We start from the raw sequence: 19433 nt of genomic DNA, 5'->3' as shown, positions 1-19433 counted from the left end.
CGCGCCGGCGGGGCCATCTGCCCGACATCATGGACGAGTTCGACATCGAGTGGCGCGTGGCCGAGGCGCCCATCGCCTATCCCGACGCGGTCGCCGAGATGGAGGCGCGCGCCGCCGCGATTCGCGAAGGCACGGCGCGCGAGCTGATCTGGCTGCTGGAGCATCCGCCGCTCTACACCGCCGGCACCAGCGCCGGCGCGGGCGAGCTGCTCGCGCCCGGGCGCTTCCCCGTCTATCCGAGCGGGCGCGGCGGCCGCTACACCTATCACGGGCCGGGCCAGCGGGTCGGCTATGTGCTGCTCGACCTCGATCGGCGCGGCCGCGACGTGCGCTGCTTCGTGCACCGGCTCGAGGGCTGGCTGATCGCCACGCTGGGCGCGCTCGGGGTCAGCGCCCGCTCCGAAACGGGACGTGTCGGCATCTGGGTGGATCGCCCGGACGGGCAGGAAGCCAAGATCGGCGCAATCGGCGTGCGGGTGCGCCGGTGGGTGACGCTGCACGGCTTTTCCGTGAATATCGACCCTGATCTCGATCATTTTCAGGGTATAGTGCCGTGCGGCCTACCGCAATTTCCGGTGACCAGCCTGGCCCAGCTGGGAACGGTTGTCGGGATGAAACAGTTTGACGCCGCGCTGAAGGATGGTCTTCAACCGTTTCTCGCGGGCTTGTCGCCATCGCGGCAACCGCTTGAGGCGGCGATCGATCGCCGTTAGGGCGCAATGACCGGAGACCCGACCAAGACCGGGGCCGGTGCTGCTAGGGAGTCTATGATGCGCAATCTCGTCACCAAGATCGTCACCACCGGCATGATCGCCGGCGCCGCCCTCTCGCTCGCCGCCTGCGGCAAGAGCGACAATGCGGCCAACACCGCCGACACCAACATGACCGACATGAACACGATGGACTCGTCGGCCGGCATGACCAACGACATGAGCGCCACCGACAGCATGGGTGCCGACAGCAACATGGCGATGGACAACGCCATGATGGGCGGCAACGACATGATGGCGGGCAACTCGGCCGGCAACGCGATGTAACAGGCGGCCTTCGGGCCGTTGGAGAAAAGGCCGTCCGGGCGACCGGGCGGCCTTTTTTCGTGCGCGCCCGCCCGCCCGCGCGCCGCCCGGCTTGGACGGGGCGGCGCGAAAGGTTAAGCATCTTTCCGGGGCAAGGCCGCGCGGGCGGCCGATCGTGTATGATTCGGAGAGAATGACCATGACGGGTGCTTTGGGTCGGCAGCTTCTTGTGCTGGCCAGCTTGGGTTTGGCGGCCGCCACGCCGGCCGCCGCGCAGCTTTTCTGGCACTCGCCGGATTTCCGCGGCGCTCCGGTCACCGGGGACGAGCCGCAGGTCGTGATCCCGCTCCCCGGCGCCACCGATGCCGAGAAGCGCGCCAATATCGTGTGGACGCTGCGCGCCGGCCTCAATGTGGCGGCGCTGCAGTGCCAGTTCGCCCCGTCGCTGATGACGGTGAACAATTACAACGGAATGCTTTCGCACCACGCCAAGGAGCTGACCGAGGATTACAAGCTGCTCGGCGGCTATTTCAAGCGCATGGCGCCCAAGGGCACGAGCGCGGCGGCGATCGGCGCCGCCTTCGATCAATATACCACGCGCACCTACAACAGCTTCTCCACGCTCAACGCGCAGCTCGGCTTCTGCCAGACGGCGTCGAACATCGGCGAGCAGGCCATTCTCACGCCGAAGAAGAAGCTGGCGGACGTCGCCCGGCTGCGGCTGCGCGAGTTCCGCAACAGCCTCACCCCCGTCGGCGATCTGATCCTGCAGCAGGGCCAGCCGCAGCTCCAGGCCGCCGCCGTGCCCGATTTCCCGCCGGATTGTTACGACAAGAAGGGCCAGCTCAAGAAGAAGTGCCTCAAGGGCTGAACCGGCGTGGCGCCGGCCGTGCCGGCGCCCGTCAGCAAGGCTATTTCAGCCCGATCAGCTTGTGCGTCTGCACCGACAGGCGCCATTTCGGATGGGCGACGACATGGCGGATCGCGGCGTCGCGATGATCGTGGGCGCCCGGCCCGTCCAGCGGCTGCACCAGGAAATGCGCAAAGTCCCACGCTTCCAGCGCGGCGGGATCGATGCCGGCCTGGGGCCAGACCAGCTTCAGCTCATGGCCCGAACGCTGCACCACATGCGTGCCCGCCTTGGGGCTGACCGTGATCCAATCCACCGTTTCGGGCACGGCGAGCGTGCCGTTGGTCTCGATCGCGATCTCGAAGCCCGCGGCATGCAGCGCATCGATCAGCGGCGCATCGAGCTGGAGCATGGGCTCGCCCCCCGTCACCACCACGAAGCGGGGCGCGCCCGGCGCATTGAGGCCCTGGCTCCAGATCGCCGCCACCACGTCCACCAGCGCGGCCGCGTCCGCATAGCGGCCGCCCTGTTCGCCGTTGAGGCCGACGAAATCGGTGTCGCAGAAGGTGCATTCGGCGGTGGCGCGATCCTCCTCGCGGCCGCTCCAGAGATTGCAGCCGGCAAAGCGCAGGAACACCGCACGCCGCCCGGCATTGAGCCCCTCGCCCTGCAGCGTGAGGAACATCTCCTTCACCGCATAGCTCATGGCAGCACCTCATAGACGGTCGGATCGGGCAGACCCGCCTCCTCGAAGCCGCGATGCCGCAGCCGGCAGCTGTCGCACAGGCCGCAATGCTTGCCCTCTTGGGGATCGTAGCAGGACCAGCTCATCCCCGCATCAAGCCCGAGCCGATCCGCCTCGCGCACGATATCGGCCTTGGTCATGTGCAGCAGCGGCGCGTGGATGGTGAAGCGATCGCCTTCCACCCCCGCCTTGGTGGCGGTGTTGGCGAGCGTGGTGAAGGCCTCGACAAAGGCGGGGCGGCAATCGGGATAGCCCGAATAATCGAGCGCATTGATGCCCAGGAACAGGTCGCGGCCGCCCGCCGCCTCCGCCCAGCCGAGCGCCAGCGACAGGAAGACGGTATTGCGCGCGGGCACATAGGTGACGGGGATGCCCGGCTGCACGCCCTCCTTGGGCACCGCGATATCATCGGTGAGCGACGAGCCGCCAAAGGCGCGCAGATCGATCGGCAGCACGATATGGCGCTCCGCCTCGAGATGCGCGGCGATCCGGCGGGCGGCGGCGAGTTCTAGCAGGTGGCGCTGGTTATAGTTCATGGTGAGCGCGAGCAGGCCGAACCCGGCTTCGCGGGCGAGCCCCGCCACCACCATCGAATCGAGCCCGCCCGAAAGCAGCACCACCGCGAGGGGTTTGCCGGTACCGGTCATGCGTCGTGCCTCGGTGTGAAAAGAGCGGGCCGCGCGACGCGAATCGCAGCGGCCCAGTTATGCCCCGTGGGGCTGCTAGGAAGACAAAAGAACCAAGCCGCGCCCCGGTACGCCGATCGGGCGGCGGAGTCGATGGCGAACCGCGCCGCCGCGTCGAACCGCGCGCGAAACGCGGCACGCCGCCCCCCGATCATGCGTCGAGTTGGACCGGGAAGGAGCGCGCGCAGAACTCGCAATCCACCCGGATCGTCCCGTCCGGCTCGGCCATGGCGGCGCGCTCCTCCGCCGGGAAGCGCGCGAGCACGCCGCGCACATGCTCGGGCGAGCAGCGGCAGCCGCGGCTGAGCGGCATGTCCGCGAGCGTCCGTACCTCGTCCTCCTCGTGGAACAGCCGCCACACCAGATCGTCCAGCGCGAGCCGGGGATCGGTCAGCTCGGCCGGGCTGATCGTCTGCGCCAGCGCCTCGACATGCTGCCATTCGGGATGGTCGAGCCGGGTGTGCAGCCGCTCGCGGCCCTCCTCGCCTTCGGGCAGATGCTGGATCAGCAGCCCGCCCGCGCGGGTGCGGCCATCGGCCTCCTGCTTCACCGCCACCCGCACCAGGCTGGGAATCTGCTCGGACTGGGCGAAATAATGCTCCGCCGCCGCCGCCAGCGATCCGCCCTCGAGCGGAACGATCCCCTGATAGCGCTCGCCGGTTGCCGCCTGATCGAAGGTGATGGCGAGATAGCCCTTGCCGAACAGCGCGAAGAGCGAGGGATCGGCGGGCATTTCGGCCAGCCGCTCGGGATCGTGGCGCAGATAGCCCCGCATCTCGCCGCCGCGATAATCCACCACCAGCAGATCCACCGCGCCGCCTTCGGTCTGCGCCTGGAGCGTGAGCTGGCCCTTTTCGTCCTTGAGGAGCGAGCCGAGCAGCGCGCCCAGCACCAAGGCTTCGGCGAGCAGGCGCGCCAGCACGGGCGGATAGGCATGGGCGGCGAGGATCTGGTCCAGCGCCGGGCCGAGCCGCGCGAGGCGACCGCGGGCATGGCGGCCCGGCAGCGTGAAGCCGAGCACGGAATCGAGGGCAAGCGTGGCGGGTTCGGTCATCATCATGTCCAGCGCGGGCCAGGCGCGGCGTTCATCCCGTTGGGCAGGGCCGAAGCCCGCCCCCGCCGCCGCGCGCTGCCGGTCCTTGAGGGAGAGCACCCCATATCAGAGTGCCGCGCCCGAATTTCCAGCCCCTCAGCCGAGCCGGCCCAGGCACCAGAGCAGCACCGACTTCTGCGCGTGAAGGCGGTTCTCCGCCTCGTCCCAGATCGCCGATTGCGGGCCGTCGATCACCGCATCCACCACTTCCTCGCCGCGATGCGCGGGCAGGCAGTGCAGGAAGGTGGCGCCGGGCGCCGCGGCGGCCATCAGCGCCGGCGTCACCTGATAGGGCGCCATCGCCGCCAGCTTGGCCTCGGCATGATCCTGGCCCATCGAGATCCAGGTATCGGTGACGATGATATCCGCCCCCTCCACCGCGCGCGCGGGATCCCGCTCGACGCGCACCGTGGCGCCGCGCTGGCCAGCGGCGCCGAGCGCGTCCGCGCTGGGATCATAGCCCGGCGGGCAGGAGACGACCGTCTCGAAGCCCATCAGCCCGGCCGCCTCAAGGATCGAGTGGAGCACATTATTGCCGTCGCCCAGCCACGCCCAGCGGCTGCCCGCCACGCTTCCGCGCCGCTCGGCGACGGTCAGCATGTCGGCGACGATCTGGCAGGGATGGCTCCAGTCGGTCAGGCCGTTGATCACCGGCACGCTGGCATGGGCGGCCATTTGCCGCACCTTCTCGTGATCGTCGGTGCGGATCATGATCGCGTCGACATAGCGCGACAGGACACGCGCCGTATCGGCGATGCTCTCGCCGCGGCCGAGCTGCATCGAGCCCGCGTCCATGACGATGGTGGTGCCGCCCAGCTGGCGCATCGCCATGTCGAACGAGACGCGCGTGCGGGTGGAATTCTTCTCGAAGATCATCGCCAGCACATGGCCGGCAAGCGGCGCATCGGCATCGACGCGGCCCTTGGGCCAGGCGGCGCGTGCCGCCTTGCGGGCGCGGGCATCGTCGAGCATCGCCTGGAGCGCCGGCGCGCCGGCATCGCTGAGATCGAGGAAATGGCGGATGGGCATGGAATCGTCTCCGGACGCCGCGCCGCCGCCGGAGGGGCGGCGCGGCGTGAGGTCGTCAGTCGTCGCTCGGCGGCGCGTAGGTGCGGGCCGCCTCGCTGAGCTTCTCGACGAATTCGTCGATATGGCTCTGCTCGATCACCAGCGGCGGCAGCACGCGCACCACATTCTCGCCCGCGCCGACCAGCAGCAGGCCATGATGATCGCGCGCATGGGCGACGAAGGCGCGGCTGTCGCTCTTGCACTTGATGCCGAGCATCAGCCCCTTGCCGCGCACGCTCTCGAACAGATGGTCGTGGTTCGGCAGCAGCTGCTCGATCGCGCCGCGCAGCCGCTCGCCGCTCGCCTTCACCGTTTCGAGGAAGCCGGGCGCCAGCACCACGTCCAGCACCGCGCTGCCCGCCGCCATAGCCAGCGGATTGCCGCCATAGGTGGAGCCATGGGTGCCGAAGGTCATGCCCTTGGCGGCCTCGGCGGTGGCGAGGCAAGCGCCCATCGGGAAGCCGCCGCCAATGCCCTTGGCCGTCGCCATGATATCGGGCGTCACGCCATAAAGCTCGTGCGCGTAGAGCGCGCCGGTGCGGCCGACGCCGCATTGCACCTCGTCCAGCACCAGCAACAGCCCATGCTCGTCGCACAGGCGGCGCAGCCCCTGGAGAAAGGCGTCCGACGCCGGGCGGATCCCGCCCTCGCCCTGGATCGGCTCCACCAGGAAGCCCGCGGTGGTCTCGTCGATCAGGGCCTCGGCGGCGGCGAGATCATCGAAGGGCGCGTAGCGGAAGCCGGGCAGCAGCGGCTCGAACCCGCCGCGCATCTTGTCCTGATCCGTCGCCGAGATGGTGCCGAGCGTGCGGCCGTGAAAGGCGTTCTTGAAGGCGATCAGCGTCGTCCGCTCGGGCTGACCATTGGCGAAATGGTAGCGCCGCGCGGTCTTGATCGCGCATTCCACGGCTTCCGCGCCGGAATTGGTAAAGAAGACGGTATCGGCGAAGGTCGCCTCCACCAGCCGCGCCGCCAGCGCCTCGCCCTGGGGCGAGCCATAGAGGTTGGAGACGTGCATCAGCGTCGCCGCCTGCTGCTGGATCGCCTGGGTGAGATGCGGATGGCCGTGGCCGAGCAGATTGACGGCGATGCCGCTCGCGAAATCCAGGAAGCGCCGGCCATCCTCGGAAATGAGATAGCAGCCCTCGCCTCGCACCGGTCGCACATCGCACCGCGGGTAAACGGGCATGAGCGCGGGCATGGTCATCGGGCTCTCCTCCTAGCGTCGAACGCAAAAAGGCGGCCCACCGGCCGCCTGAAGCCGCGCACCTAGCGCGCGCGGCGGGAGAAGGCAATGCGCGCCGTGGGGACGCGGGTCAGCGCGTGGCGAGCGCCTTGCCCGCGGCATAGGCGGACGCGGAGGCGGCGGCATAGACGGCGTGGTGGCCGAGATCGGTGGCGAGCGCGGTCGCGCCCCAGCGGGTCGGCGGCTCGGACACGCCGAGGCCGACCAGCGTGCCGGTGCCGATCGCCCAGCAGCCCGAGGCGAAGACGAGCGTCCGCCACGGCTCGGGCACGCGATCGATCGCCGCGAGGCCGAGCCCCAGGCCGGTGCCGAAGGCGAAATGGCCGAAGGTGGAAAGCCGCGCCTCGGCGGCCTCGTCATAAAGCTCGAAGCCCGCCAGCGTCTCGATCGCCTTGGCGGGCGTGTCCGAGGGCGCGCGGCCGCTCGCCTTCATCTCGATCTTCTGGCTGACGAGCATCACGGCCGCTCCGGCCAGGCCGGCGCCGAGCGCGAGGCCGATGCGGGCGAGCGGGCTGAGCGGCGCGGGCGGGGTTTGGGTCATGGCTGAGGAACCGCCGGCCTCACGCGCCGGTTCCGCTCAGCTCTTGATGCGCCAGCCGCGCCGCAGCAGCAGGTAGCAGGCCACGCCCATGGCGATGTTGATCCCCAGCAACAGCCCCGCGCCGAAGCCGGCGGGCGAATCGGCCACGCCGAGAAAGCCCGAGCGGAACCCCGAGATGATGTAGAAAATGGGATTGGCGTGGCTGATGGCGCGGAAGGCCGGCGCCAGCCGATCCACCGAGTAGAAGGTGCCCGACAGCAGCGCCAGCGGCTGCACCACGAAATTGGTGACGGCGGCGGCGTGATCGAACTTCTCGGCCCAGAGCGAGGTGAGCACGCCCAGAAAGGACAGGAGCAGCGCGCCCATCAGCCCGAACCACAGCACCGCCAGCGGATTGGCCAGCCCGACATGGACGCCCGGCCACAGCAGCATCGCCACCCACAGGGCGAGGCCGACCAGGAAGGCGCGCGTCACCGCCGCGCCCACCAGCCCCGCCAGCAGCTCGCCGGTGGAGAGCGGCGGCATCAGATAATCGACGATCGTGCCCTGCATCTTGCCCACCAGCAGTGAAAAGCTCGAGTTGGCGAAGGCGTTGGTGAGCATGCCCATCACGATCAGCCCGGGCGCGACGAAATCGGCGAAGGCGACGATATGGCCGCCGACCGGCACCGGCGAGCGCGCGCCCAGCGCGACCGTGAAGATGATGAGGTACAGCAGCGTCGTGACCGCCGGGGCCCAGATCGTCTGCAACTGCACCTTGAAGAAGCGGCGCACCTCCTTCACATAGAGCGTGCGCACGCCGATCCAGTTTATCTGCCGGATCACCGGGTCTCCCGGGAGGGTGGGGTGCGAGCCGGAGGATGCGGGAGCGAGCGGTTCGGGCATGACGCCCGCCTAGCCCCCGCGCCGCCTTCCGGCAAGATCGACGGAACGGAGACCGATAAGAGATGTCGTGGACGGACGAGCGGATCGATAAGCTCAAGAGCCTGTGGGGCCAGGGGCTGACCGCCAGCCAGATCGCCGACGAGCTCGGCGGCGTGAGCCGCAACGCCGTGATCGGCAAGGCCCATCGGCTCGGGCTGGAGAGCCGCCCGTCGCCGGTGAAGGCGGGCGATGGCGCCGCGCCGGCCGCGCCCGCCGCTGCCGCCGCCAGCGCCGCGCCGGTGGCGCCGCCGCCCGCCCCACCCCGCGCCGAGCCGCCCGCCCCGCGCCCGGCTCCGGCCGCCGCCGCCGAACCGGTGCGCGCGGCGCCGCCGCCGCGCCCGGCGCCCACCCCCGCGCCGGAGCCCGTGCGCGCGGCGCCCGCCGCCGCCCCGTCCGCGAACGCGGCGGGCGCCGCGCCGGCCGCGCCCGCCGCCGGTGCCGCCCCCGCGGGCGACCAGCCCGTCTATCGCTCGATCGGCCCCGGAGGCTTCCAGCGCCAGCAGCCCGGCGAGCAGCAGGCGCCGATCCCGCCCGCGCCGCCGCGCCGGCTGGTGCCCGCCAAGCCCGCGCCCGAATTCGCCGACAAGACGTCGCTCCTCGATCTGTCCGATCGCATCTGCAAATGGCCGATCGGCCACCCCGGCGAGCCCGATTTCCACTTCTGCGGCGATCCGGTGAACCCCGGCTTCCCCTATTGCGTCGCGCATTGCGGCCTCGCCTATCAGGCGCAACTGCCCCGGCGCGATCGCCGGCCGCCGCCGCTGCCCTTTGGCGGTCCGCGCCGCTGAGCAGACGCGCAGGCACGGGGATCGCCGCCGATCGCGCGACGATCCCCTTCCGTTCTTGGCGAGCGGCCCTCTCCCGGCCTATAGCGGGCCATGGCCGATGATCTGTTCAACGCCCCGGCGGCCGCCGCCGGTGCCTATGATGCCTCCGCGATCGAGGTGCTCGAAGGGCTGGAGCCCGTTCGCCGCCGCCCCGGCATGTATATCGGCGGCACCGACGAGCGGGCGCTGCACCATCTCGCCGCCGAGGTGCTCGACAATGCGATGGATGAGGCGGTGGCGGGCCATGCCAGCCGCATCGAGGTCGTGCTGGGCGCCGGCAACCGGCTGACCATCACCGACAATGGCCGCGGCATTCCGGTGGACGAACACCCCCGCTACCCCGGCAAATCGGCGCTGGAGGTGATCCTCACCACACTCCATTCCGGCGGCAAATTCTCGGACAAGGCGTATCAGACCTCGGGCGGCCTGCATGGCGTCGGGATTTCGGTGGTCAACGCCCTATCCACCGACACGGTGGTGGAGGTGGCGCGCAACCGCGAGCTGTTCCGCCAGCGCTTCGCCCAGGGCCATCCGCAGACCGCGCTCGAACGGCTTGGCGGGGCGCCCAACCGGCGCGGCACCAGCGTCGCCTTCACGCCCGATCCCGCGATCTTCGGCGAGCTGCGCTTCAAGCCCCAGCGCCTGTACCGGCTCGCCCGCTCCAAAGCCTATCTCTTCGCCGGCGTGGAGATACGCTGGCGGTGCGATCCCGCGCTGCTGGCCGGCGACGATACGCCGGCCGAGGCGGTGTTCCAATTTCCCGGCGGACTGGCGGACCATCTGCGCGAGCAGATCGGCGGCCGCGAATGCGCCACCACCGAAAGCTTCGCGGGCCGCCAGGATTTCCCCAGCGGCCAGGGATCGGTGGAGTGGGCGGTGGCCTGGCCGCTCTTCTCGGACGGCGCCTATAGCTATTACTGCAACACCATTCCCACGCCCGACGGCGGCACGCACGAACAGGGGCTGCGCGCCGCGCTGACCAAGGGCGTGCGCGCCTTCGCCGAGCTGACCGGCAACAAGCGCGCCAAGGACATCGCCCCCGAGGATGTGGTGGTGGGCGCGGAGCTGATGCTCTCGGTCTTCATCCGCGATCCGCAATTCCAGAGCCAGACCAAGGACCGGCTGACCTCGCCCGACGCGGCGCGGCTGGTGGAAGCGGCGGTGCGCGACCATTTCGACCATTTCCTCGCCGACAATATGGATCGCGGCAAGGCGCTGCTCGGCTATGTGCTCGATCGCATGGACGAGCGGCTGCGCCGCAAGGCGGAGCGCGACGTCAAGCGGAAGACCGCCACCTCCTCGCGCAAGCTGCGCCTGCCCGGCAAGCTGACGGACTGCGCCTCGGACTCGCCCGAGGGCACCGAGCTGTTCATCGTCGAGGGCGATTCGGCCGGCGGCTCGGCCAAGCAGGCGCGCGACCGCAAAACCCAGGCGGTGCTGCCGATCCGCGGCAAGATCCTCAACGTCGCTTCGGCCAACGCCGCCAAGATCCTGGCCAATCAGGAGATCGCCGATCTCATCCAGGCGCTTGGCTGCGGCACGCGCGATCGCTGCGATGCCAGCCAGCTGCGCTACGAGCGGATCGTCATCATGACCGACGCCGATGTCGACGGCGCCCATATCGCGACCTTGCTCATGACCTTCTTCTTCCAGGAAATGCCCGATGTGGTGCGCAAGGGGCATCTCTATCTCGCCCAGCCGCCGCTCTACCGTCTCACCGCCGGCGCGAAGAGCCTCTATGCGCGCGACGATGCGCAGCGCGCCGAGATCGAGCGCACCGCCTTTTGCGGCAAGAAGGTGGAGGTGGCCCGCTTCAAGGGCCTGGGCGAGATGAACCCGCAGCAGCTGCGCGAGACGACGATGGATCCCGGCAGCCGCACGCTGATCCGCGTCACCTTGCCGCAGGAATATGAGGAGCGCGCGGCGGTGCGCGATCTGGTCGACCGGCTGATGGGCAAGGAGGCCGCGCACCGCTTCGCCTTCATCCAGGAAAATGCCGCGCGTCTCGACGAGGAGGAGATCGACGCCTGAGCCGGCGCCGCCGACATGGTTGTTGCCGGGCGCGCCGGTCGCTACAGCCGGCGCCATGACCGAACCCCTGGTAAAGCCCTGGATCGCGGCAATCGCGCCTTATGTGCCCGGCCGCGCCACCACCGACGGCGGCAAGCCCGCCGCCAAGCTCTCCTCCAACGAGAATCCGCTCGGCACGCCGCAGGCCGCGCGCGAGGCCTATGCCGCCGCCGCCGCGCATCTGGAGACCTACCCCGATGCCGGCGCCACCGCGCTGCGCGAGGCGATCGGCGCCCATTACGGGATCGAGCCCGAGCGGATCATCCACGGCACCGGATCCGACGAGGTGCTGCACCTCGCCGCCGGCGCCTATGCCGGGCCGGGCGACGAGATCCTCTTCGTCCGCTACGGCTTTTCCGTCTATCCGATCGCCGCGCGCCGGGTCGGGGCGACGCCGGTCGAGGCGCCGGACCGGGATTACGCCACCGATGTCGACGCGCTGCTCGCCGCCGTGACGCCGCGGACGCGGGTGGTGTTCGTCGCCAATCCCAACAATCCCACCGGCACCTACACCACCGCCGAGGAAATCCGCCGGCTCCATGCCGGTCTGCCCCGCGACGTGCTGCTGGTGATCGACCAGGCCTATACCGAATATCTCGAGCCCGAGGATGACGACGGCGCGCTCGATCTCGCGCGGAGCGAGGCCAATGTGCTCGTGACCCGCACCTTCTCCAAGATATTCGGCCTCGCCGCCGAACGGATCGGCTGGGGCTATGGGCCGGCGGCGGTGATCGCGGCGATGCACCGCATCCGCGGCCCGTTCAACGTCACCACCGGCGGCCAGCAGGCGGCGGTGGCGGCGCTCGGCGCGCGCGACTTCATCCAGCAGAGCCGCGAGCATAATCGCCGCTGGCGGACCTGGTTCGGCGACGAGATCGCCAAGCTCGGCAATGCCGGGCTGCGCGCCATCCCGTCCAAGGCCAATTTCGTGCTGGTGCTGTTCGAAGGCGCGCTGACCGCCGAACAGGCCTATCACGGCCTGATGGAGCGCGGCCTGCTCACCCGCTGGCTCCCGGGCCAGGGGCTGCGCCATGGCCTGCGCATCACCATCGGCACCGAGGCGCAGATGCGCGAGGTGATCGCCGCGCTGCGCCTTATGGCGGGCGTCGACGGCTGATGCTGCCCTTTGCCCGGATCAGCGTGATCGGCCTGGGCCTGATCGGCTCGTCGATCCTGCGCGCGGTGCGCGAGTCCATGCCGACCGTGGCGCTCACCGGCCATGACGCCGATCCGGCGGTGCGCGCGCGGGTCGTGACGCTCGGGCTCGCCGACGATGTCGCCGATAGCGCGGGCGCGGCGGTGATCGATGCCGATCTGGTGATCCTGTGCGTGCCGCCCGGCGCGATCGGCGCGGTCGGGCGTGCGATTGCGGAGGATGTGCCGGCCGACTGCGTGGTGTCCGATGTCGGCTCGGCCAAGGCGGGCGTGCTCGCCGAGCTGGTCGCCGCCCTGCCCGGCCGCGCGGTGGTGCCCGCCCACCCCGTCGCCGGCACCGAGCATAGTGGCCCCGACGCGGGCTTCGCATCGCTGTTCCGGGGGCGCTGGTGCATCGTCACCCCACCCGCCGGAGCGGACGAGGCGGCGGTGGCGCGCGTCTGCGCCTTCTGGGAGCGGCTCGGCTCGCAGGTGGAGCGGATGGACGCCGCGCATCACGATCGCGTGCTCGCCGTCACCAGCCATTTGCCGCACCTGATCGCCTATACCATCGTCGGCACCGCCTCCGATCTGGAGGAAGTGACGGCGAGCGAGGTGATCAAATATTCAGCCGGCGGCTTTCGCGACTTCACCCGCATCGCCAGCTCGGACCCGACCATGTGGCGCGATGTCTTCCTCGCCAATCGCGACGCGGTGCTGGAGATGCTCCAGCGCTTCACCGAGGATCTGACGATGCTGCAGCGCGCGATCCGCTGGGGCGAGGGCGACACGCTGTTCGATCTGTTCAGCCGCACCCGCGCGGTGCGCCGCTCGATCGTGGAACAGGGCCAGGACGATCCCGCCCCGGACTTCGGCCGCCGCCACTGAGGCGCCGCCCCGATCAGCCGTTGAGCTGGTTGATGGCGGCGTGGACGCGCGCCTCGATCTCGCGGCGCGGCAGGCCGGGCGGGATCGCCTCGCCGAAGCGGATGCGCACGGGGCCCGAACGCTTCGCCAACCCCTTGCCCCAGATCCGCCCGGCATCGGTGGCGACGGGCACCACCGGCAGGCCGAGCCGGCCGTAAAGGCCCGCGAAGCCCGCTTGCACCGGCGGCCGCGCGCCGGGCGCCACCCGCGTGCCTTCGGGGAAGATCAGCACCGCGCGCCCGCTCGCCTTGGCGGTATCGGCGGCGCGCAGCATGGCGCGCAGCGCGGTGGCGTTGGCGCTGCGATCCACCGGCACCACGCCGTGGCGACGCGCCAGCCAGCCGAAGACCGGCACCGCCAGAATGGACCGTTTGAGCACCACCACCGGATCGTCCAGCAGCCGCATCATCGCCAGCGTCTCATAGGCCGATTCGTGCTTGGCCGCGATCAGCACCGGCGCGGTGGGCGCGGCGCCTTCCACCACCAGCCGCACGCCCAGCACCGCCCGCGCCAAGCCGCCGGCCAGCCTCGCCCAGAGCCTCGCATAGCGGGAGAAAAGCCGCCGGCTGGCGAGCGCGATCGGCACCCCGATCAGGACCATCACGGTGGTGAGCAGCACGAAGGCGAGCGTGTAGAGAGCGGAGCGGAGCCTGGTCATGGGTGTGGTGCGGTATCAGTAGCCAAAGGGTGCCGCCGCGCGCCGTAGCAGATATTTCTGATATTCGGTGAACAAGGTGGTGAAGCTGGGATGGCTCGGCACCGCATCGACCAGGATCGTCACGCCGAGCCCCCGGGTGGCGGCGGCGAGATCATGGTGCGCGCGCGGCATGTGCCAGTCGGTGGTGATCAGCCGCACGCTGCGGAAGCGGTGCGCCCCCAGCCATTGCGCGGTCTCCTTGGCGTTGGATCGGGTATCGACCGAATCCTTGCCGAGATCGACGCAGCAATCGAACAGCGCCTGCGGCCGGCCGGTGCGCGCCGCCAATTCCTTCTTCCGCACGGTGCGGTCCGTACCCGAGAGGAAGAGCCGGCGCGCGCGGTGGCGGGCGAGCAGATCCAGGCCGCGTTCCAGCCGGCCGGCGCCGCCCGTGAGCACCACCACCGCGTCCGTCATCGCGTCGCCCGCCGGGCGCGGCAGGGTGATGGCGAACACGGCGAAGCCGAGCGCCCAGACGATCACGAGCAGCGAGAGGAAGCGGCTGATCACAAGGTGCGGCCGAGCGCGCGCAGCACGGTGATCCGCGCCACGCCCAGCGCCAGCAGACCGGCGGCGGGCGGCAGCAGCGCCAGCAGCAGCCAATCCCCGAACGACAGGTGCACCGCGCCGATCAGCCCCGCGCCGATCGCATCGATCTTGTGGCCGATCAGCAGGATCACCGCCACCGCTCCGGCCAGCCCCAGGGCCGCGCCGAACACGGCATCGAGGCCGAGCCGGCGCTGGAACAGCCGCGCCACCTGGATGTCGGTGGCGCCCATCATGTGCAGCACGTCGATCGTCGCGCGATGCGTGTCGAGCGCCGCCCGCGCCGCGAGCACCACCGCCGCCGCCGTGGCCCCGGCCATCAGCGCCACGATGCCCGCCGCCAGCACGCCCAGCGCGCGCACCAGCCCGAGCAGCGGGCCGAGCCAGCGGCCATGATCGTCGATCCGCGCCGCCGGGGCGAGCGGCGCCAGCACCGCCTGCAGCCGCGCCGGATCGATCGTCTCGGGATCGAGCCGGGCATCGATCATCGCCGGCAGCGGCAGATCGGAGTCGAGCCCCGCCTCGCCCAGCCAGGGCTTGAGCAGCGCCGCCAGCTCGGCCTCGCCCAGCGGGCGCACGGCGCGCACGCCCGGCGTGCGCCGCAGCGCCGCCGTGGCCGCCGCCGCCTGGCGCGCGCGCTCGACCGGATCGGCGACGATCACCTGCACCGTCACCGTGCCGTTCATGCCGCCCCGCAGCCCCTGCGCGGCGGTGCCGAGCGCGAGCCCGCCCGCCGCCGCCAAGGCGGTGAGGAACATCATGATCGCGATGACCCAGGGCATCGGCCCGGCCAGCCGGCCCTCGGGCAGCAACCGGCGCTCGGCGGCGCTGGGGCGGCTCAAGGCCGAACCCCGTCACGGCTGAAATCGGGGCGCGGCGGATAGCGGAGCGCGCCCGTGGGATCGACCAGCCGGCCCTTCTCGATCCGCAGCATCTCCGCCTTGGCGACGCGCGAGAGCAGGTGAATATCGTGGGTCGCCACCACGATGGTGGTGCCGAGCGTGTTGAGCGCATCGAACAGGTGCAGCAGCCGCGCCGCCATCTCGGGATCGACATTGCCGGTCGGCTCGTCGGCGACGAGGATCTCGGGACGGCCGATCACCGCGCGCGCGATGGCGACGCGCTGCTGCTCGCCGCCGGACAGGGTGGCGGGACGGGCGGTGGCGCGGTCGGCCAGCCCGACCCAGGCGAGCATCTCACGCACCGGCGTCACCAGATCGCGCTCGTCCACCCCCGCGACGCGCAGCGGCAGCGCGACATTGTCGAAGGCGGACAGATGCGGGATCAGCCGGAAATCCTGGAACACGACGCCGATGCGGCGGCGAAAGCCGGGCAGCCGCGCGCGCTGCGCCAGCACCACATCCTCGCCGAACAGGCGGATCGCGCCGCGCGAGGGGCGCTGCGCGAGATAGAGCATCTTGAGCAGCGAGGTCTTGCCCGCGCCGGACGGCCCGGTGAGGAAGTAGAAGCCGCCCACCGCCAGGCTGAAGCTCAGGTCCGACAGCGTCTCGCTGCCGGTGCCGTAGCGCAGGCCGACATTTTCGAACTGCACGATGCCCGCCATGAGGCGTGTGACCATCCTCTTCCGATGGCGCACCCACCGCGCGCCGGCAGCGCGCTTTCGCACGACCCGGGCCGGGCGGGCAAGCGCAAGACCTTGCACCATCTTGCGGCGGCCGGGCCGTGCGCTTAGACATTTTCCGCACGGCGTACCGGGGGTTGGGGCGGCATTGGCATGATCTTGAGCTGTCCGGCCTGTGGCACGCGCTATCTCGTGCCCGATACCGCCATCGGCGCGCAGGGCCGCCAGGTACGCTGCGCCGCCTGCCGCCACAGCTGGCATCAGCCGCCGCCCGTGCCGGAGGCTTTCGAGGCGCCCGCGCCGGCGCCGGTCGCAGCACCGGCCCAGTACCAGCCCGAGCCCGCGCGCGAGCCGGAAGACGCGGGCCCGGCCGACGCCTTTCCCCCGCCCTCCCCGCCGCCGCCGCCGCCCGTCACCCGGCCCGAAGCGACGGCGGCCGACGAGGCGGGCGCGCTCAGCCCCGCTTTCGCGCCCGTGCCCCAACGGCCCCGGCGCAACAGACTTCGGTTGTGGACGATTGCCGCCGCTCTTTTCGCGCTGATCATGATCGGCGCGACCGCCGGGCTGATCTGGTTCGGCATGGGCAGCGGCGCGGCCAAGGCCGTGTCGGCGCGCTTTGCCGCGCTGTTCGGATCGGCGCCGGAAAGCCCGCTGATGCTGCAGCTTACGCACAAGCCCGAACGTCGCGTGATGGCCAGCGGCAACGAACTGCTCGCCGTCTCGGGCCGGATCTTCAATCCGACGCGTCTCGCCCAGCCCGTGCCCGATGTCCGGGCCGTGCTGCGCGACAGTGCCGAGCACATCGTCTATGGCTGGACCATCACCCCGCCGGTGCGCAGCCTCGCCGCCCATGCCAGCGCCGATTTCGACAGCGCCGAGGTGGACGTGCCGCGCAGCGCGCGCCGACTCACCATCAGCTTCGCCGCCGCGCCGGCGCGCTGAATCAAACCGCCCCGGCGCTGTTGCGACGAATCGCAAAACAGGCGTTGCGTCGCTCTGAGGCTTAAGCTAGAGGCACCCGCCTACCGGCTGCCAGGCCGCCCGGAACGGGCCCTGGTGGAGTTATGACGTGCGGTCGTGGCGGAATTGGTAGACGCGCAGCGTTGAGGTCGCTGTGGCCGAAAGGCCGTGGAAGTTCGAGTCTTCTCGACCGCACCATCATCATCCGAACAGAGCGGAAGGCGGCCGCCCCCCGGGCGAGGCGGATCGCCGGCCGCGGCCCGCCCGGACAGGCGCGACGGATCAGGCCAGCCGCGCGCGCAGCGCGAGACGCGGCGCGGCACGGCGAGGCGTCACGCCGGACGTCGCCGCCCGCCGCCGTGCCAGCCGCGCCACCAGTGCGCCGATCGCGCGGCTGAGCAGCAGGGTCAGCCCGCACAGGCCATAGGCGATCAGCGCCACCTTCGCGCTGACCAGCAGCAGCAGCGCCAGCACGATCCGCAGGAAGAAGGGGTTGAGGCCGAGATCCTGGCCGAGGCCGTGGCAGATGCCGACCAGATTGTCCTTGCCGGCGGTGGCGGCGGGGCTGGCGGCGACGGGACCGGTCATTTTCTAGCTCCTGAACAAGGCTTTGCTTCACCTCATCAGCAACAGCAGGAAGCGTGCCAACTCGCCGACGGCCGGAAAAACGGGCGGGAACACGATGCCGCCGCCGCGCCTCGTCGCATGCGCCGCCAAATCTTGGCGTATTCCGCTATGGGGCAACGTCGCTCGCGCCCCATCCCGCGCGACCGGCCGCGCCGGAGGCGCGCGGCTTGGACTGGACAAAGGCCGCCGCCTGCAGGCAGGGATGGCCTTCATCCTCCTTCCCTGTCTTCGCTGTCGAGGGCCTGCGTCCAAGTGACTGATCTTCCAGAGCCTTCTTCCGATGAGGCGCCCGACGGGCTGGCCGCCCAGGATGCCGACCGGCGCATTCAGCTGCTGCTCGACGCGGTGCGCGACTATGCCATCTACCTGCTCGACGAGCGGGGCCATGTCGCGAGCTGGAATGCCGGCGCCGAACGGCTCAAGGGCTATGGCGCGGACGAGATCATCGGCCTGCATTTCTCGCGCTTCTATACCGAGGAGGATCGCGCCGCCGGCCTGCCGCAGCGCGCCCTCGCCCGCGCCGCCGAGGAGGGCCGGTTCGAGGCCGAGGGCTGGCGGATGCGCAAGGACGGCACGCGCTTCTGGACGAGCGTCGTCATCCGTCCGGTGCGGGACGATCGCGGCACGCTGATCGGCTTCGCCAAGGTGACGCGCGACCTGACCGAGCGTCGCCAGGCGCAGGAGGAGCTTGAGCGCGCGCGCCACGCCATGGCGCAGGCGCAGAAGATGGAGGCGGTCGGCCGGCTGACGGGCGGCGTGGCGCATGATTTCAACAATCTGCTCACCATCATCCGGACCTCGGTGGATATGCTGCAACGCCCGGACCTGCCCGAGGCGCGGCGGGTGCGCTATATCGACGCGATTTCCGAAACCGCCGACCGCGCCGCCGCGCTGACGAGCCAGTTGCTGGCCTTCGCGCGCCGCCAGCCGCTGCGCCCGGAGACCTTCGACGTGGCCCGTCGCATCGAGGGCATGCGGCAGATCATCGAGACCAGCCTCGGCGCGGCGGTGACCGTGACGATCGACGCGGCGAGCGACATTCGCGTCCATGCCGATGCCAACCAGTTCGAAACGGCGATCCTCAACCTCGTCATCAACGCGCGCGACGCCATGCCCAATGGCGGCACGCTGCGGCTGGAGGCGCGCCCCGTGGCGAGCGTGCCCGCCGTGCGCGGCCATGCGGCGGCGGCGGGCCAATTCGTGGCGATCCGCATCGTCGATAGCGGAATCGGCATTCCCGCCGACACGATCGAGCGGATCTTCGAGCCCTTCTTCACCACCAAGGGCCTCAACAAGGGCACCGGCCTGGGGCTGAGCCAGGTCTATGGCTTCGCGAAGCAGTCGGGCGGCGAGGTCGATGTCGAGAGCCAGCCGGGGCTGGGCACCGCCTTCACCCTGTTCCTGCCGCTCGCCGATCCGACCGACGAGCCGGGCCTGGTGGACGGTGCCAGCCTCGCCGCCAACGGGCTGGAGCTGGCGACCCGCAGCGTGCTGCTGGTCGAGGATAATGAGGCGGTCGGCCAGTTCGCGCGCGGCCTGCTGGAAGAATTGGGCCAGGTCGTCACCTGGGTGCCCAACGGGGACAAGGCGCTGGCGCTGCTGGAACTGGCGGCGGGCAATTACGATCTTGTCTTCACCGATGTGGTGATGCCGGGGATCAGCGGGATCGAGCTGGCGCTGCGCATCCGCGCGCGCTGGCCGCGGCTGCGCGTGGTGCTGACCAGCGGCTACAGCCATGTGCTGGCCGAAGAGGGCAGCCACGGGTTCGAGCTGCTGCGCAAACCCTATTCGCTTCCCACCCTGCTCGCGCTGCTGGGCCTGCACGATCCGCCCGGCGACGTGCCCCCCGCGACACGCTAGACAGGCGGCGCCTGCTCCGAATAGAATACGATAT

At 70.6% G+C, this 19433-nt stretch carries 21 protein-coding genes and 1 tRNA gene; 10 read left to right on the top strand and 12 right to left on the bottom strand.

Annotated features, from left to right (window positions below):
* The first annotated feature begins 29 nt into the window (after positions 1-29).
* The 3 genes from lipB to LHA26_RS13205 all read left to right on the top strand — a co-directional run bounded on the left by lipB (position 30) and on the right by LHA26_RS13205 (position 1887).
* Complete coding sequence (lipB, locus tag LHA26_RS13215) at positions 30-713, top strand: lipoyl(octanoyl) transferase LipB (protein ID WP_252166059.1); 684 nt, start codon at positions 30-32, stop codon at positions 711-713.
* A gap of 54 nt (positions 714-767) precedes the next feature.
* Complete coding sequence (locus tag LHA26_RS13210; protein WP_252166058.1) at positions 768-1037, top strand: hypothetical protein; 270 nt, start codon at positions 768-770, stop codon at positions 1035-1037.
* 172 nt (positions 1038-1209) lie between these two features.
* On the top strand, positions 1210-1887 hold the full coding sequence (locus tag LHA26_RS13205; protein ID WP_252166057.1) for a hypothetical protein: 678 nt from the start codon (positions 1210-1212) through the stop codon (positions 1885-1887).
* A 40-nt stretch (positions 1888-1927) separates the two neighbouring features.
* Here the strand turns inward: LHA26_RS13205 and queE are convergent, their stop codons facing one another.
* From queE to LHA26_RS13170, 7 genes are all read right to left on the bottom strand, one after another.
* The gene (gene queE, locus LHA26_RS13200; RefSeq protein WP_252166056.1) at positions 1928-2572 is read right to left on the bottom strand and encodes a 7-carboxy-7-deazaguanine synthase; all 645 of its coding nucleotides are present in this window, start codon (positions 2570-2572) and stop codon (positions 1928-1930) included.
* Positions 2569-3258, bottom strand: a complete 690-nt coding sequence (gene queC, locus LHA26_RS13195) for a 7-cyano-7-deazaguanine synthase QueC (RefSeq protein WP_252166055.1) — start codon at positions 3256-3258, stop codon at positions 2569-2571. Before queC ends, queE begins: the two co-directional genes overlap by 4 nt.
* A 190-nt stretch (positions 3259-3448) precedes the next feature.
* Entirely contained in the window at positions 3449-4354 is a 906-nt protein-coding gene (gene hslO / locus LHA26_RS13190; RefSeq protein WP_437441259.1) for an Hsp33 family molecular chaperone HslO, read from the bottom strand.
* A gap of 132 nt (positions 4355-4486) precedes the next feature.
* Positions 4487-5419, bottom strand: a complete 933-nt coding sequence (gene argF / locus LHA26_RS13185; protein WP_252166054.1) for an ornithine carbamoyltransferase — start codon at positions 5417-5419, stop codon at positions 4487-4489.
* Between the two features lie 55 nt (positions 5420-5474).
* On the bottom strand, positions 5475-6665 hold the full coding sequence (locus LHA26_RS13180) for an aspartate aminotransferase family protein (RefSeq protein WP_252166053.1): 1191 nt from the start codon (positions 6663-6665) through the stop codon (positions 5475-5477).
* 109 nt (positions 6666-6774) lie between these two features.
* Positions 6775-7245 carry a hypothetical protein gene (locus tag LHA26_RS13175; RefSeq protein WP_252166052.1) on the bottom strand — a complete coding sequence of 157 codons (471 nt, stop codon included), beginning with the start codon at positions 7243-7245 and terminating at the stop codon, positions 6775-6777.
* A gap of 36 nt (positions 7246-7281) precedes the next feature.
* Positions 7282-8130, bottom strand: a complete 849-nt coding sequence (locus LHA26_RS13170; RefSeq protein WP_252166051.1) for an ABC transporter permease — start codon at positions 8128-8130, stop codon at positions 7282-7284.
* A 62-nt stretch (positions 8131-8192) separates the two neighbouring features.
* Here LHA26_RS13170 and LHA26_RS13165 point away from each other — a divergent pair, with 62 nt between their 5' ends.
* The 4 genes from LHA26_RS13165 (at position 8193) to LHA26_RS13150 (ending at position 13088) form a co-directional block, all read left to right on the top strand.
* Entirely contained in the window at positions 8193-8957 is a 765-nt protein-coding gene (locus LHA26_RS13165; RefSeq protein WP_252166050.1) for a GcrA family cell cycle regulator, read from the top strand.
* A gap of 90 nt (positions 8958-9047) precedes the next feature.
* A complete protein-coding gene (parE, locus tag LHA26_RS13160; protein WP_252166049.1) occupies positions 9048-11027 on the top strand; it encodes a DNA topoisomerase IV subunit B in 1980 nt (659 codons plus the stop codon).
* 55 nt (positions 11028-11082) lie between these two features.
* Positions 11083-12183 carry a histidinol-phosphate transaminase gene (gene hisC, locus LHA26_RS13155; RefSeq protein ID WP_252166048.1) on the top strand — a complete coding sequence of 367 codons (1101 nt, stop codon included), beginning with the start codon at positions 11083-11085 and terminating at the stop codon, positions 12181-12183.
* Entirely contained in the window at positions 12183-13088 is a 906-nt protein-coding gene (locus LHA26_RS13150) for a prephenate/arogenate dehydrogenase family protein (RefSeq protein ID WP_252166047.1), read from the top strand. Before hisC ends, LHA26_RS13150 begins: the two co-directional genes overlap by 1 nt.
* A 13-nt stretch (positions 13089-13101) precedes the next feature.
* Here LHA26_RS13150 and LHA26_RS13145 read toward each other — a convergent pair whose 3' ends face one another.
* From LHA26_RS13145 to ftsE, 4 genes are read right to left on the bottom strand one after another with little or no spacing between them, the layout of a single operon-like run.
* A complete protein-coding gene (locus tag LHA26_RS13145; RefSeq protein WP_252166046.1) occupies positions 13102-13785 on the bottom strand; it encodes a lysophospholipid acyltransferase family protein in 684 nt (227 codons plus the stop codon).
* 15 nt (positions 13786-13800) lie between these two features.
* The gene (locus LHA26_RS13140) at positions 13801-14334 is read right to left on the bottom strand and encodes a YdcF family protein (protein ID WP_252166045.1); all 534 of its coding nucleotides are present in this window, start codon (positions 14332-14334) and stop codon (positions 13801-13803) included.
* Complete coding sequence (locus LHA26_RS13135; RefSeq protein WP_252168391.1) at positions 14331-15152, bottom strand: cell division FtsX domain-containing protein; 822 nt, start codon at positions 15150-15152, stop codon at positions 14331-14333. Before LHA26_RS13135 ends, LHA26_RS13140 begins: the two co-directional genes overlap by 4 nt.
* 56 nt (positions 15153-15208) lie before the next feature.
* Positions 15209-15934: a cell division ATP-binding protein FtsE gene (gene ftsE, locus LHA26_RS13130; RefSeq protein ID WP_252168390.1), complete on the bottom strand. Its 726-nt coding sequence runs from the start codon at positions 15932-15934 to the stop codon at positions 15209-15211.
* 171 nt (positions 15935-16105) lie between these two features.
* Between ftsE and LHA26_RS13125 the strand changes: the two genes are divergently transcribed.
* Positions 16106-16894, top strand: a complete 789-nt coding sequence (locus LHA26_RS13125; protein ID WP_252166044.1) for a zinc-ribbon domain-containing protein — start codon at positions 16106-16108, stop codon at positions 16892-16894.
* Positions 16895-17023: 129 nt separating this feature from the next.
* A tRNA-Leu gene (locus tag LHA26_RS13120) sits at positions 17024-17110 on the top strand.
* 84 nt (positions 17111-17194) lie between these two features.
* Here the strand turns inward: LHA26_RS13120 and LHA26_RS13115 are convergent.
* Positions 17195-17500: a PspC domain-containing protein gene (locus LHA26_RS13115; protein WP_252166043.1), complete on the bottom strand. Its 306-nt coding sequence runs from the start codon at positions 17498-17500 to the stop codon at positions 17195-17197.
* Between the two features lie 291 nt (positions 17501-17791).
* Here LHA26_RS13115 and LHA26_RS13110 point away from each other — a divergent pair, with 291 nt between their 5' ends.
* Positions 17792-19399 (top strand): PAS domain-containing hybrid sensor histidine kinase/response regulator family protein, encoded by a 1608-nt coding sequence (locus tag LHA26_RS13110; protein WP_252166042.1) that lies wholly within the window; start codon positions 17792-17794, stop codon positions 19397-19399.
* Positions 19400-19433: the final 34 nt, after the last annotated feature.

This window comes from Sphingomonas morindae, from assembly GCF_023822065.1.
In the GTDB taxonomy this organism is placed as follows: Bacteria; Pseudomonadota; Alphaproteobacteria; order Sphingomonadales; family Sphingomonadaceae; genus Solisphingomonas; species Solisphingomonas morindae.
The sequence above is the reverse complement of the archived record's forward strand: the minus strand, read 5'-3'. Positions and strand labels throughout refer to the sequence as shown.